The following is a 13,876-nucleotide window of genomic DNA, read 5'->3' as shown; positions in this document are numbered from 1 at the left end:
CGCTCCCGGACACCACGGGAGCGCCCGCAGCTTTTTTTCGGAGACACACATGAACGTGCTCGGCGCACGCGAGTCCGGCGAAAAATTCCGCCTCGCGGTCAAGGACCTGCCTTACGAAATCGAGATTCCCTTTGTCACCATGCCCTCCAAGGACGGCGGCGTGAAGATCGCCTCCTTCAATCTGGTGGGTCAGATTCGGCTGAACCAGGATCTGGGCAAGCTCATGGCCGCCCAAATCCGCGAAGCCATCGGCGACATGGAGGGCGTGGCCATCCTGACCGTGGTGGAAAAGGCCCTGCAGATCACTCAGGTGGTCGCCACCGACCTCGGTCTGGACGCGGTTGCCGTGGCCTACAACCGGGTCAAGCCGCACATGGAGGCGGAAAGCCGCCCCGTGATTCAGGTAGGCTCGGACTCCATCACCAGCGGCAGCAAATTTCTGGCCGTATACGAACGCGACCTCAACCTGCTGGCCGAAGCGCGCGGCGTGATCCTCATCGACGACGTGGTGTCGTCCGGCGGCACCATTCTCGGTCTGGCCGACCTGATGCATGAAATCGGACGGCAGCGCGGCAAGGAAGCCCCGGAAATTCTCGGCATCTTCTGCGTGGCGCAGGAAGGCGACAAGCATCCGTACCTGCCTGCCCCGCTCCATTCGCTGGCAACGCTTCCCAAGCCCGTACGGCAGACGAAATGACGGATTCGGTCCCCCTGCTCTCCTGCCGGGGAGTGACGAAACGCTTCGGCAAGGTGGTGGCCAACAAGGACATCACGCTGGAAGTCCGCGCCGGACAGGTTCAGGCTCTGCTTGGCGAAAACGGCGCGGGCAAATCCACGCTCATGTCCGTGCTGGCAGGCCGCTACCGCCCGGATGCCGGGGAAATCCGCATCAAGGGGCAGAAGGTCACCTTCACCTGCCCGGCAGACGCCATGCGCATGGGCATCGGCATGGTCTACCAGCGCTTCATGCTCGTGGAACGGCTGACCGTGGGCGAAAACATCCGGCTGTCGGCTCAGGCGTGCGGCATAGCCCCGCGCGAGGCCGACAGGCGCATGGTCGAACTCTCGGAACGCTATGGCCTCAACCTCGACCCGTCTCGCACCGTGGCCTCTCTGGCCATGGGCGAGCGCCAGCGCGCGGAAATCCTCAAGCTGCTGGTGCAGGACGCCGAGGTGCTCATTTTCGACGAGCCCACGGCCGTACTGAGCCAGCCCGAGGCCAAGGGACTCTTCGAAATCTTCGACCGCCTGCGCGAAAACAGGCGCGGCGTGGTGTTCATCACCCACAAGATGGACGAGGTCGAAGCCGCAGCCGACTACATCTCCATTCTCCGGCGAGGGGAAATCATTGCCGGACTGGCCCCTTCCGAAATCGACAGCCGACGGGAACTCGCCCGCCTCATGGTGGGGCGGGAATTCGTGCTGGCCGTGGACAAGCCCGACATCAAGCTCGGCGAAACCGTGCTGAAAGTCGACGGTTTCGGTGGCACGGGCCGTTCGGGCAAGGCCGGATTCGCCGACGTGAGTCTGGAAGTGCGACGCGGAGAAATTCTGGCCGTGATCGGCGTTGCAGGCAACGGACAGTCCGCCCTTGCCTCGGCCATCACCGGCACCTCGGACGCAGGCACCCCGACATCGGGCACCGTGACCTTCATGGGCAATACCGTTGATGCAAACCGCTGGCGCGGTGCGCCCACCATCGCCCATGTTCCGGAAGACAGACACCGCACAGGCAGCATCCACGACATGACACTGGCTGAAAACTTCGCCCTGACCCGGCTGGCCGAAGCAGGTCCCGGCCCCTGGCTGGATCAGGAAAAGGTGCGCAAGGAAACCGCGCAGGCGATCAGGGATTTTTCCATCCGCGCCACAGGCCCGGACGACAAGGCGGGCAGCCTGTCCGGCGGCAACCTCCAGAAACTGATTCTGGCCCGCGAGCTGGCCGGAAACCCCGATCTCTTTGTTGCGGAACAGCCCACTCAGGGACTGGACATCGCCGCCATCGAGGAAATCTGGGCTTCCATCGTCAAGCAGCGCGAGAAATCCGCCATCCTGCTGGTTTCCGGCGATCTCAAGGAAGTGCTTTCCCTTGCCGACCGCATTGCGGTCATCTTCCGGGGACGCATTCTGGACATCGTGGAAGCGCTGGACGCGGACAGCGTGGCCCGCATCGGCCTGCTCATGGCCGGAGGGGGTGACGCATGAGCCTTCGCATCCGCCAACGCACGGAACCCATCAGGCGCAAGGGACTGGTCACCGCACTGCTGGCCGTGGGCTTTGCCCTGCTGGCCGGAGCACTGGTCTTCATCAGTCAGGGCGTGGCTCCCGTGCACGCCTATCAGGTCATGATCTCGGGTGCGCTGGGCAGCATGAACGGTCTGGCCGAAGTGGGCGTGAAAATGATCCCCCTGACCCTGACCGGCCTGTCCGTGGCATTGGCCGCGACCATGCTGCTCTGGAACATCGGAGCAGAAGGCCAGTTCGTCTGGGGCGCGATCGGCGCGGGCTGGGGAGCTCTGTATCTGTCCCCGCACCTGCCGACTTCTCTGGTGCTTCCGGCCTGTCTGCTCCTCGGAGCGGCAGCCGGAGCCATGTGGGCCATGATCCCGGCCGCGCTCAAGGTGCAGTACGGCGTCAGTGAAATCCTGACCACCCTGCTGCTCAACTACGTGGCCATCATCTTCATGGAACATCTCTACTTCGGGCCGTGGCGCGATCCCATGGGCTTCGGCTTTCCGGGCACGCCCATCTTCCCGGACGCGGCATGGCTGCCCAGACTGGGCAGAACCCGCCTGCACATGGGCGCCCTCGTGGCCGTGCTCGCCACGGTCTGTCTGCACTATCTCCTGTCCAAGACCAAATGGGGCTACGGCATCCGGGTCACCGGTCACAGCCCCCGGGCCGCGCGATACGGTGGCATCAACGCCACGCGCCAGACCTTCACGGTCATGGCGCTGGCCGGTGCGCTGGCCGGACTCGCGGGCATGGGCGAAGTCTGCGGCATCCATTACGTGATCCGCGAGGGCATCAACCCGGGCTACGGATACGATGGCATCATCGTTGCCTGCCTTGCCGGATTGCGTCCGGCTCTGGTTCCGGCCTACGCCGCCGTGCTCGGCACTTTCCTGATCGGCGCGGACCGGCTCCAGTCGGTAATGCAACTCCCCTCGTCCATCGGACTGGTGCTGGAAGGCTCGCTCCTGCTGGGACTGCTCGCAGCCGAGGCCGTAACCCGCTACACCATCAGTTTCGGCAAGGAGGACGACCATGCTTGATTCTCTGGCATTCATCGCCACCATCGCCATCAAGTCGTCCATAGCCGTCCTGTTCGCCGCCGTGGGTGAAGTGTTTGCGGAACGTAGCGGCGTGCTCAATCTGGGCGTGGAAGGCATGATGCTCTTCGGTGCCATGGTCGGCGCGGCCGCCGGAGTGGCCTGGGGCGATCCGTGGATCGCAGCCGGTTGCGGCATGCTGGCCGGTGCGGCCCTTGCCGCAGTGCACGGCTTCTTCTCCATCACGCTCAAGGCGGACCAGACCCTTTCCGGCCTTGCCATCACCATTCTCGGCGGCGGACTTGCCGGATTTCTGGGCCGATCCATCATCGGCGTACGCGGCGTGCGTTTCGGCATAACTCCGATTCCCGGCCTGTCCGACATCCCGGTCATCGGCGACATTCTTTTCCGGCAGAACGAACTGGCCTACGTGGCCTATCTGCTGGTCCCGGCCGCCTCCTGGCTGCTCTTCCGCACCTCTCTCGGCCTGAAAATCCGGGCCGTGGGCGAAGACGCGGCCGCTGCAGACGCCATGGGCGTGAACGTGCTCCTGCTCCGCTGGGCATGCGTGCTCTTCGGTGGCATGCTGGCCGGACTGGGCGGCTGCTACCTCTCGCTCGCCTATACCCCGGGCTGGAAGGACGGCATGACCATGGGACAGGGCTGGATCGCCATAGCCATGGTCATCTTCTCGGGCTGGCGTCCCGGTCGGGCTGCGCTCGGCGCACTGCTCTTCGGCGCACTGGCCGCCCTGCAATGGAACGTGGAAGCCGGAGGATCGGAACTCGTGCCCTCCTGGGTGCTCAAGATGCTCCCCTATGTCCTGACCATCGCGGTACTCGTGCTGGTCAAGAAATTCGCGGCCTCAAGTCGCGGCGGAGCTCCAGCCGCACTGGGAACGCCCTTTCACAGAATGTAATCTAATCCCCCGACGGTCCGCCCGCCGGGGGATTTTTCCGTCCTCCATCCAATCTCGACTTCTTCAAGAAAAATACGAAAATTACGTCAGTCTACTGGAATATTCAGCGGAACCAACCAATTCCGGGACTTGCCCACATCCCCCGGTCTGGGCTACACAGAGGCATCGGCATTGACCTTATTCATTCAAGGAAGGAACCATGGCACTGATTTTCGGTTCTCCGAAAAAACAGAATTCCCGGGGCGATGACATGAAACAGGACCATAGGCTCAAGCTGGCCAAGGACCTGTACATGGCAGGCAAGATCAAGATCATGACCACGGAGACCGTGCCGGGCCGTGACATCCACTCGGCCTTCGGTCTCATCGTCTGCCGCAGCTACATCTTCGACAACGCGTTCTACGGTCTCATGGCCCAGGCTCTGGACGTCAATGCCGACGCCATCGTGGGATATCGCGAATCCGTGTCCTTCCACCCGGAAGGCGACAAGTACTATTCCTGCTATGGCACGGCCGTGCGCCTGAAAAAAACCAAAAAATAGACTCTTCACACCTTTTCGCACAAAAAAGGAAGTGATTGCAACAGCGACGCTGCAACCACTTCCTTTCATTTGTCATCGATCAATCTATCGCTTGATTTCCACTCCAAGAGTCTGATCTTCGCGCCAGATGGCCCCGGCATCGTCGCCCCAATTCTTTTTCGCCAGCCTGTGGCCGAGATTGAAGGCCTTGGTGTTGATCTCCCTGATCCTGGCAGGCAACACTTCCTCCAGACTCTTGCGCATGGCCCGCTGCTGCACGAACGGCAACAGATGACTGAGCGCTCCGAGCACAATGGTGTTCATGGCCTGAGGAATGCCGATCCTGTCCTTGGCCAGAGCCGTGAACGGCAGGCCCAGAAACTTGTTGGTCGGCACCTGCCGAACCAGATCGGATTCCACAACCAGTGCCCCGCCCTGCTTGAGATAGGGATAGTAGGAGTTGCACGCTTCCTGCGAAAGAGCCACGAGCAAATCCAGATTCTCGGCCTTGGGATAGCTGATGCCGTCGGAACTGATCACGAGATCGCACTTGCTGGAACCGCCACGCGCCTCAGGACCGTAGCTCTGGGTCTGGGTAACGCTGTACCCATGGCCAAGAGCAAGCCCCTGCCCCATTATCTTGCCGAGCGTGATGATGCCCTGACCGCCCAGTCCGGAAAACCGGATTTCGAACCGATTGAGATATTGCGGCTGCTTCATGCCTACCTGCCTCCCTGCGACGTCTTGCGGAACGACTCCCTCAGCTTGGCATAGCGTTCCTCAAGACCGTCACGCTCGCGCTCCACGAACACGCCGATGGGAATGCGGCCCTCGCGCTTGTCCTCTGGCAATTCGTCATACCGCTCCTTGTCGATGGCGGCCTTCTTGAGCCATTTGTACATTTCGACAGGACTCTTGTACTTGTTCTTGCGTCCGAACTGGGTGTGACAGGGAGTCAGGGTCTCCACAAGATTGAACCCGGGTCGCCGAATGGCCTCGATCATGATGTTTTCCAGCTTCTTGACATGAAACACCGTACCTCGGGCCACGAAGTTCGCGCCCGCGCCTCTGGCGAGTTCCACGGTGTCGAAGCTTTTTTCGAGCTGCCCGAACGGCGAAGTCATGGACTTGGCGCCAAGCGGCGTTGCCGGGGAACTCTGGCCGCCGGTCATGCCGTAAATGTTGTTGTTCAGAATCAGAGCCGTGATGCCCACGTTGCGCCGGGCCGCGTGGATCAAATGGTTGCCGCCGATGGACAATGCGTCGCCATCCCCCATGAGGCAGATCACCTTGAGCTGGGGATTCGCCATCTTGATGCCCGTGGCAAAGGTCAAAGCGCGACCATGCGTGGTATGGATGGTGTTGAAATCCACATACACGGCCAGTCGGCCGGAACAGCCGATGCCCGCCACGATGACCACGTCGTCCTTGGGCAGCCCCAGATCGTGAATGCTCCGAATCAGGGTTCCCAGCACGATGCCGTGGCCGCAGCCCGCGCAAAGCACATGAGGAAACCGCTTGTTGTGCCGCAGATACTGATGAATGATTTCGTTTCCGGTGAACTCGCTCATGACTACCCCTGCATGATGACCTTGAGGATTTCCGAGGGAGTGACGATCTGGCCGTCAACGCGATTGATGGTGCGCACCGTGGCGCGGCCCATGTTCACGCGTTTCACCTCGCGGGAGATCTGTCCCATGTTCATTTCCGGCACGACAACGGTCTTGGCGTGCGCCAGCACCTTGTCGGTATGCCGCCGGGGATACGGGAACAGGGTCTTGAGCTTGAGCAGTCCGGCCTTGATGCCGGATTCCCGGGCCTGCTGCACCGCGTATTCCGCGGAACGGGCCACGGAACCGTAGGCAATGACCACGATATCCGCACCGTCGGTGTCCACCTCGTCCACGAGCTGGATATCATAAAAGAACTGGTCGATCTTGCGGTGCAGGCGCTCGGTCAGGTCCACGACCTCGTCGGGCCGGGACGTGGGAAAACCGTTGCGGTCATGGGTCAAGCCAGTGGTGTGGAACCGATATCCCGCCCCCAGAGGCGGCATGGGCGGCACTCCGCGCACGGTTTCCTCGAAGGGCTTGTACCATTCCGGCGGCATGTTCGGCACGATACGCGAAAACACCTCGTATTCATCGGCATGGGGAATCTCGATCTTTTCCCGGGTATGCGCGGTGACTTCGTCCAAAAGCAGAATGACCGGAGTGCGATACTTCTCGGCCATGTTGAAGGCCGTGATGGTCATCTCCAGACATTCCTGCACATTGGATGCAGACAGAACAATGATGGGATGATCGCCGTGCGTGCCCCATCTGGCCTGTTGCACATCGCCCTGAGCCGGGCTGGTGGGCAACCCGGTGGACGGACCGCCGCGCATCACGTTCACCACGACCAGCGGAGTCTCGGCCATGACGGCGTAACCGATGTGTTCCTGCATCAGGGAAAATCCCGGCCCGGACGTGGCGGTCATGACCTTGCGCCCGGCCATGGATGCGCCTATGGCCGCGCCCATGCTCGCGATCTCGTCTTCCATCTGCATGAAAACACCGTCCTCCAGATGAGGCAGTCTGGCGGCCATGATTTCCATGATCTCGGACGAGGGCGTGATGGGATATCCCGCATAGAACGAGCACCCGGCAAGCAGCGCGCCTTCAACCACTGCCTCATTGCCGAGCGCGAAAATTTCCTTGTGTTTCTTGCGTCTCGCCATGGGCCCCTACGCCTTTTTTTTGGAAGCGTTGTTATTGTTGTTCCCGGTATCCGGGTCCTTGTCCGTGACCACGATGGCGAAATCCGGACAGTGCAATTCGCAGAAACCGCATCGAATGCAGTCATCCTCGCGAACCACCGTGGACTTGCCATCCTCGTTCAACTCCAGGACCTTCCCCGGACAGAACTCCACACAGACCCCGCAGCCCTTGCACCAGCCTGGATAGACGGTGACCTTGCTCTTACCCTTGTCTTTTTTGGCCATAACCCTTTCCAGAAAACGTTAATGATACGTGTCGGATTCCAACCCGACGCATAATCAACGCCCGTAGCATTGCGCGGGAGGTATGACAACCTCATGAGAAGTAAAATGCGTGAATTTTATTCCGAGGAAAGCGCCATTTCCGCTATGGCGTTCACCACGCAGGCTGCCAGAGCGGAGCCGCCCTTGCGCCCCTGAATGGCAATGTAGGGAAGTTCGCTCTGAATAAGCAAATCCTTGGATTCCGCAGCATTGACGAATCCAACGGGCATTCCGACCACAAGGGCCGGAGCAATGTCTCCGGCTTCGAAACGCTCCAGAAGGCGAAGCAGAGCCGTGGGCGCATTGCCGATAACGAAAATCTCGGGCCGCAGTTCGTCCACGGCCACGTCCACGGCAGCAAAAGCCCGGGTGGTTCCCTGTTCCCCGGCTCTGGCAACCACGCGCTCGTCATTCATCAGACAATGCACGGTGCAGCCGAGCGGATCCATGCGACGAACCGGAATGCCCCGGCGCGCCATTTCCGTATCCGTGACAATGTCACAGCCACGTTTCAGGGCATCGCGCCCGGACTCGACAGCGCCCGGATGAAATCGTACCAGATCAAGCATCTCGAAATCCGCAGTGGTATGAATCATGCGCCGCACGATCTCCCACTGAGGCCCCTGATACGGTCTGGGGTCCGGTACCTCGGAGTCAATGATGCGAAAGGACTCCGCCTCGATGCCGCGAGGCGTGAAGAACTGCTGCAAACGGGTATGGGTCATGCTTCCGGCTCCGTCACGATGGCAACGGAAGCGGAAGCTCCGATGCGGCTGGCTCCGGCCTCGATCATGGCAACGGCCTCCTCGAAGGTCCGGATCCCGCCACTGGCCTTGACCCCGACATCCGGGCCGACGATCTCGCGCATGAGCCGGACATGCTCCACAGTTGCCCCGCCCGGGCCGAATCCCGTGCTCGTCTTGACAAAGGCAGCTCCGGCATCAACGCAAATCCCGCAGGCTTCCACGATTTCCGCATCGGAAAGCAGCCCGGTCTCCAGAATGACCTTGACCGGACGATCCTGAACAGCTTCAACCACGGTCCGTATGTCCTTGGCCACGGCCCGAAAATCCTGAGCCTTGAACGCCCCGATATTCATGACCATGTCGATTTCCTGCGCTCCCCGGCACACGGCCTCGCGCGCTTCGCACATCTTGACCTCGGGCAGGGTCGCGCCCAGAGGAAAGCCGACCACGGCCACGGGCACGGGCGTCCTGTCCCGCAGCAGCCAACTCGCCAGCGAGATCAGGGACGGGTTCACGCACACGCCGAAAAAACCGTGTCGCACGGCCTCGGCGCATGTTTTTTCCAAATCCGCTGCCGTGGCGTCGGGTCGAAGCAGGGTGTGGTCGATATGTCCGGCAATATCCTGCGGAGTCAGTTCCATTTAGCGGTTCCTCGCCTGATAGCGCGACAGTTGCTTTTCCAGCCTGCGGCTGAACGAAGTCAGCACGAAACAGATCAGAAAATACATGGCCGCAATGGTTATCCAGATTTCAAAAGACGCGATCATGTCGCGATTGTCCACCTGCACAGCGGTCCGTGTCAACTCGTTCACGCCGATAATTGCGGCCAGCGAGGTATCTTTGGTCAAGGAAACGAACTGGTTCACGAATGACGGAATCATGTTTCTGAGCGCCTGCGGCAGGATGACAAGGCGCATGGCCTGCACATGGGACAACCCGGTTCCCCGCGCCGCTTCCATCTGCCCCGAAGGCAGGGCAAGCACGCCGGCACGGACGATTTCCGCCACATAGGCTCCGGTGAACACGATGAAACAGATCAGCGTGGTGTGGAACGCGGGCAAGGCTTGTCCCAACAGAACAGGAGCCAGAAAAAAGAACCAGAAGATCAACAGCAGCAACGGAACGCCGCGAATCATTTCAATATAGACGAGTCCCGGCAACTTGACCCACCACCGCTTGGACAGACGCATGAGTCCTGCCCCGATGCCGAGCCAGAAGGCACCGAAAATGCCGAAGAATGCCAGAATCACACCGGCGGCGAGTCCGCCCACGTTGTGGATGAAGGGGAACGCGCTGTCGATTCTGGCCGCGCCCCACAGGAAATAGTCGAAATTATCCCAAACGATTTCCCAATGCATTCCGCCCTCCTAGTACCGCACCTGAATCATGAAATGCTTGTTGTACATGTTGATGCACAGCGAAACAAAGAGCGAAATCACCAGATAAATCAGCAATACCGCGGAAAAGGCCTCAAACGGCGCACCATAGTAGGACTCGACCTGACTGGCCATGAACATGAGTTCGGTCACGCCAATGACCATGCACAGGGACGAATTCTTTATCAGGTTCAGAGCCTGGGAAATAAGCGGCGGAATCACGATCCGCAACGCCTGCGGCAGAATCACGAACCGGTATGCCTGCAGAAAGGACAGGCCCACGGCCCGGGACGCCTCAAGCTGGTTCTTGGGAATGGAAAAGATGCCCGCGCGGATTTCCTCGGCAATGAAGGCCGAAGTGTACACGGTCAGGGCAATGACCCCGGTGATGAATTCCACGTTGAACAGGATCCATTCGCCCTGAAACGAATGGCCGAACATGGTGAAGGGGCCGGGGAACCAGTAATACAGATCGTTGAGCCAGGTGCGAATCGCCTCCGGCATGATGTAGTGGGAACCATTGTACCAGAAGAAAATCTGGACCAGCAGCGGCGTATTCCGAAAGAACTCGGTATATGCCAGACTGAACCATTGCAGGGGCCGAACAGGTGTCATGCGAAGAACGCAAATGAGAATTCCGAGAGCCAGTGCCGCAATCAGGGCAAAGGCGGAAATCTGAATGGTGGTCAGAAAACCTTCGAATATCCACTGCGCCGGTTCACCGGAAAACAGAACATTCCAATTGAACTGGTAAGTCAAATCGCCATCCGTGGGTTGGGGTTTTGCGACGGAAAAAAACGGGAGCGCCGTGCGGCGCTCCCGAAAACCTCAACTCGAACTACATGGGCCACAATTCCATGGTCCACCCTTCGGGGACCTCGTAACCCATCCATTTTCTGAACGTCTTGTGATAGGTGCCATCGAGCCACATCTGATTGAGGCACTTGTTCACGAAATCACGGAAAGCGGAATCATCCTGAGGAACACCGAGCCCATAGGGTTCGGAGGCAATGAACGGACCCACGATATCCCACATCTCGGGATTGTCGTCGCCCGCCTTGAGTCCGGCCAGAATGCCGGAGTCGGTGGTCACGGCCTTGACCTTGCCCTGCTTCAAGGCCATGAAGGCCTGCGGGTACTCGTCATAGGAAATGACGCGGGCCTTGGGCTGCGCATTCTTGATGTTTTTCTCGGAAGTGGAGCCCTTCACCGTGCCGACCTTCTTGTTGGCCAGATCCGCGGCGGACTGAATTCCCGAGCCCTTCTTCACGAGCAGCTTCTGGCCGTCCATGAAGTAGGTGATGGAAAAATCGATCTTCTCGTCACGAGAGAACTTGTGAGTCATGGTGGCGGCCAGCATGTCCACGGAACCCTGGACCAGCATGGGAATCCGGTTCTTGGAGGTCACGACCTTGAACTCGACCGGAACGCCCAGCTTGTCAGCGATGTACTTGCATACATCGATGTCCAGACCGACCAGTTCCTTGGAGTCGGGATCAACAAAGCCGAACAGGTTCACGGAGTCCTTGACCCCGCAGATCAGCTTGTTGCGTTCCTTGATCTCCTCCAGTTTGCCCGCGTGAGCCGCGGTGATGCCGAATGCGAACGCCAGGATCAACGTAAGAACGACTGCCAGTCTTTTCATACATCCTCCTCTCTATGGGTTTGTGCGCTCTAAAGGATTTCCTTCAGGAACGCCTTGGTGCGCTCATGTTTGGGGTTGCGGAAAAACTCGTCCGGCGGAGCCTGTTCCACGACAACGCCTCCGTCCATGAAGATGACCCGGTCCGCGACCTCTCTGGCAAAGCCCATTTCGTGCGTCACGCACAGCATGGTCATGCCTTCGCGGGCAAGGTCCTTCATGACGTTCAGAACTTCATTGATCATTTCCGGGTCCAGCGCCGAGGTGGGCTCGTCGAAAAGCATGACCTTGGGCTTCATGGCCAGAGCGCGGGCAATGGCCACGCGCTGCTGCTGACCGCCGGAAAGTTCCGCAGGATACTTGTGGGCCTGATCATGGATGCCCACACGCTCCAGCAGGGACAGGGCAATGGATTCGGCCTCGTCCTTGGGCATGTTGCGAACCTTGATCGGCGCCAGCGTCACGTTCTTGAGCACGCTCAGATGCGGATACAGGTTGAACTGCTGAAACACGATGCCGATCTCGGACCGCAGTTCATTGACGTTCACATCCTTGTCATGAATGTCCCTGCCATCGAACAGGATGGTGCCCTTCTGATAATCCTCCAGCCGATTGATGCAACGGATGAAGGTGGACTTGCCGGAGCCTGAAGGGCCGCAGATGACCAGCACCTCGCCCTTGTTCACGGACTCCGAAATCCCTTGGAGCACATGAAAATCACCATACCACTTGTGCAGTTTCTGCACTTCTATCATTGCCATGTGAAACTCTCTCCAAAACGAAAATTGGCAAAAAAAAGAACCCTGAGCAGCCGCTTGAAATCACTCCCAGGCGGCCAGGCCCGGGCATTCGAACTTGCCTGAACCTTGTTATCCAAAACAGCAAAAAAGTCAAGGTTGGCGACAGCCAGCGCGACCATTTTGCCCCTGGTTTGGCATTATTGTCATCCGCAGAAGTCAACGTCCCTTGATCGATCACGAGAGAATGAAAAAAGGCCGGGAACGATCCCGGCCGACATGTCCTGTTCAGGCAGGCACATGGAATTCCCCAAGCAAATTTCCCCTGCCCCGCAGTTGGCGAAACAGACGCACATGCATCCGCCCGTCAACCTCTTCCGTCTCCACATACGTCGCAGCCTTGCCGTTCACCCACGTGCCCGTATTGGCATAGATGTACTCCTGCGGACGAGTCGCGTCGCCCTTGTACGTCAAATCGAACGGACGCGCCCACAGCCGTGCGGTATGCGTATGGCCGAAGATCACCACGGATGCGGTCCCCGGTCCAAAGTATTCCGCAGCGGCCGAATCCCTGAGGCGCCCGATTTCCCCGTCCAGCGCCTGCCCGGCATCAACACGAACATCCTTGTCCCCGGGCCAGACATCGAACCAGCCAGCAAATGCGTCGGCAACGTCCGCCACGGTATGCGCGATTCCCGCATTCAACACGATTTCCCTGTCCGTGGCATAGTCAACGCCATCCGCAGCAGCCCGGACCATGGTGCCCACGATCCTGTCGCTGTTCAGGCCTCGACGCAAAGCCAGAGCCAGCGCCTCCAGATAGTTCACCCCATCTCCCTCGAATTCGCCATACGCGGCCAGACGGGAAATGTAATATCCGGCCGGATGGACAAACTCGCCCTGTTCGTTCCGAAACGGGGAATTCACCAGACAGTATGCGCACCCGTGTTCCGCCGCGATCACGCCGTCCCGGTACACGGCTGTCCCGGGTCCCTGTCCATCCCTGTCCGGAACGAAGACAATGCCCGGGATCAATTGCTGCAACATGTCTTCGCTCAGGAACATGTCGTGATTGCCGTGGACATAGACGAGTTCCTTGCCCGCTTCGAGAATGGCGGAAAAACCGTCCATGACTGGCCTGTTCTGAGAGGCGCGTGCAATGCTTTGAAACATGTCCGGTTCCGGCTCCATGGAAGCCGGGACAACCCAGTCGTCGAACAGATCTCCCAGAATGACCACTGAGCCGACATCGTCCCGCCGTGCCACATCGGCCAGAAAATCGCCAAGCATTCGCGCCCGATCCTCTCTGAGCCAGCACCACGGCGAACCGCTTTCCGGGTACAGGCTGTTTTGCGTTCCCATGTGAATGTCACTGATGAAAATGGTCTTGCCCTCTGCCATGACCAAACCTCCTGCAAATGATTATGCCACGCCCACCCATATTGACGATTGCATACAGAAAGGCTTGTGTACAGTTTTATGACCTCCGGTGGCCCCTTCGGGGAGACCAGGGCGCTGCCCTGGACCCGCCAAGGAGCGAAGCCCCTTGGATCCCCATGGGTTTGGCAAAGGGAAAGGGAATTTTCATCGTCCTGTTTGGATAACACTGCGCTGAAACTCCGAGATAAGCCTCGAAAAACCT

General features: G+C 59.5%; 16 protein-coding genes. 5 read left to right on the top strand and 11 right to left on the bottom strand.

Annotated features, from left to right (window positions below; all coding sequences use genetic code 11):
- The first annotated feature begins 49 nt into the window (after positions 1 to 49).
- The 5 genes from MPN23_RS01920 to MPN23_RS01900 all read left to right on the top strand — a co-directional run bounded on the left by MPN23_RS01920 (position 50) and on the right by MPN23_RS01900 (position 4,732).
- Positions 50 to 697 carry a phosphoribosyltransferase family protein gene (locus MPN23_RS01920; protein ID WP_243545781.1) on the top strand — a complete coding sequence of 216 codons (648 nt, stop codon included), beginning with the start codon at positions 50 to 52 and terminating at the stop codon, positions 695 to 697.
- Positions 694 to 2,205: an ABC transporter ATP-binding protein gene (locus MPN23_RS01915; RefSeq protein ID WP_243545780.1), complete on the top strand. Its 1,512-nt coding sequence runs from the start codon at positions 694 to 696 to the stop codon at positions 2,203 to 2,205. Before MPN23_RS01920 ends, MPN23_RS01915 begins: the two co-directional genes overlap by 4 nt.
- The gene (locus tag MPN23_RS01910; RefSeq protein WP_243545779.1) at positions 2,202 to 3,275 is read left to right on the top strand and encodes an ABC transporter permease; all 1,074 of its coding nucleotides are present in this window, start codon (positions 2,202 to 2,204) and stop codon (positions 3,273 to 3,275) included. Before MPN23_RS01915 ends, MPN23_RS01910 begins: the two co-directional genes overlap by 4 nt.
- Positions 3,268 to 4,191 (top strand): ABC transporter permease, encoded by a 924-nt coding sequence (locus MPN23_RS01905; RefSeq protein ID WP_243545778.1) that lies wholly within the window; start codon positions 3,268 to 3,270, stop codon positions 4,189 to 4,191. The genes MPN23_RS01910 and MPN23_RS01905 overlap by 8 nt, the downstream gene beginning before the upstream one ends.
- 199 nt (positions 4,192 to 4,390) lie before the next feature.
- A complete protein-coding gene (locus tag MPN23_RS01900; RefSeq protein WP_243545777.1) occupies positions 4,391 to 4,732 on the top strand; it encodes a hypothetical protein in 342 nt (113 codons plus the stop codon).
- Positions 4,733 to 4,816: 84 nt separating this feature from the next.
- On the opposite strand, the gene MPN23_RS01895 is transcribed toward MPN23_RS01900, so the two are convergent.
- The 11 genes from MPN23_RS01895 to MPN23_RS01845 all read right to left on the bottom strand — a co-directional run bounded on the left by MPN23_RS01895 (position 4,817) and on the right by MPN23_RS01845 (position 13,635).
- The gene (locus MPN23_RS01895) at positions 4,817 to 5,431 is read right to left on the bottom strand and encodes a 2-oxoacid:acceptor oxidoreductase family protein (RefSeq protein ID WP_243545776.1); all 615 of its coding nucleotides are present in this window, start codon (positions 5,429 to 5,431) and stop codon (positions 4,817 to 4,819) included.
- A 2-nt stretch (positions 5,432 to 5,433) separates the two neighbouring features.
- Positions 5,434 to 6,282 carry a 2-oxoacid:ferredoxin oxidoreductase subunit beta gene (locus tag MPN23_RS01890; RefSeq protein WP_243545775.1) on the bottom strand — a complete coding sequence of 283 codons (849 nt, stop codon included), beginning with the start codon at positions 6,280 to 6,282 and terminating at the stop codon, positions 5,434 to 5,436.
- A 2-nt stretch (positions 6,283 to 6,284) separates the two neighbouring features.
- Positions 6,285 to 7,430: a 2-oxoacid:acceptor oxidoreductase subunit alpha gene (locus MPN23_RS01885; protein ID WP_243545774.1), complete on the bottom strand. Its 1,146-nt coding sequence runs from the start codon at positions 7,428 to 7,430 to the stop codon at positions 6,285 to 6,287.
- A gap of 6 nt (positions 7,431 to 7,436) precedes the next feature.
- The gene (locus MPN23_RS01880) at positions 7,437 to 7,694 is read right to left on the bottom strand and encodes a 4Fe-4S dicluster domain-containing protein (RefSeq protein ID WP_243545773.1); all 258 of its coding nucleotides are present in this window, start codon (positions 7,692 to 7,694) and stop codon (positions 7,437 to 7,439) included.
- A gap of 116 nt (positions 7,695 to 7,810) precedes the next feature.
- Complete coding sequence (locus MPN23_RS01875; protein WP_243545772.1) at positions 7,811 to 8,458, bottom strand: precorrin-8X methylmutase; 648 nt, start codon at positions 8,456 to 8,458, stop codon at positions 7,811 to 7,813.
- Positions 8,455 to 9,120 carry a deoxyribose-phosphate aldolase gene (deoC, locus tag MPN23_RS01870; protein ID WP_243545771.1) on the bottom strand — a complete coding sequence of 222 codons (666 nt, stop codon included), beginning with the start codon at positions 9,118 to 9,120 and terminating at the stop codon, positions 8,455 to 8,457. Before deoC ends, MPN23_RS01875 begins: the two co-directional genes overlap by 4 nt.
- The gene (locus tag MPN23_RS01865) at positions 9,121 to 9,837 is read right to left on the bottom strand and encodes an amino acid ABC transporter permease (protein ID WP_243545770.1); all 717 of its coding nucleotides are present in this window, start codon (positions 9,835 to 9,837) and stop codon (positions 9,121 to 9,123) included.
- 9 nt (positions 9,838 to 9,846) lie between these two features.
- Entirely contained in the window at positions 9,847 to 10,614 is a 768-nt protein-coding gene (locus MPN23_RS01860; RefSeq protein ID WP_243545769.1) for an amino acid ABC transporter permease, read from the bottom strand.
- A 79-nt stretch (positions 10,615 to 10,693) separates the two neighbouring features.
- Entirely contained in the window at positions 10,694 to 11,500 is an 807-nt protein-coding gene (locus MPN23_RS01855; protein ID WP_243545768.1) for an ABC transporter substrate-binding protein, read from the bottom strand.
- Positions 11,501 to 11,529: 29 nt separating this feature from the next.
- Entirely contained in the window at positions 11,530 to 12,258 is a 729-nt protein-coding gene (locus tag MPN23_RS01850; protein WP_279388689.1) for an amino acid ABC transporter ATP-binding protein, read from the bottom strand.
- Positions 12,259 to 12,522: 264 nt separating this feature from the next.
- Positions 12,523 to 13,635 carry a metallophosphoesterase gene (locus tag MPN23_RS01845; protein ID WP_243545767.1) on the bottom strand — a complete coding sequence of 371 codons (1,113 nt, stop codon included), beginning with the start codon at positions 13,633 to 13,635 and terminating at the stop codon, positions 12,523 to 12,525.
- Between the last annotated feature and the right edge of the window lie 241 nt (positions 13,636 to 13,876).

The organism is Pseudodesulfovibrio tunisiensis (assembly GCF_022809775.1).
GTDB classification, from domain to species: domain Bacteria; phylum Desulfobacterota; class Desulfovibrionia; order Desulfovibrionales; family Desulfovibrionaceae; genus Pseudodesulfovibrio; species Pseudodesulfovibrio tunisiensis.
Note: the sequence above shows the minus strand (reverse complement) of the source record. Positions and strands in the feature narration are given on the sequence as shown.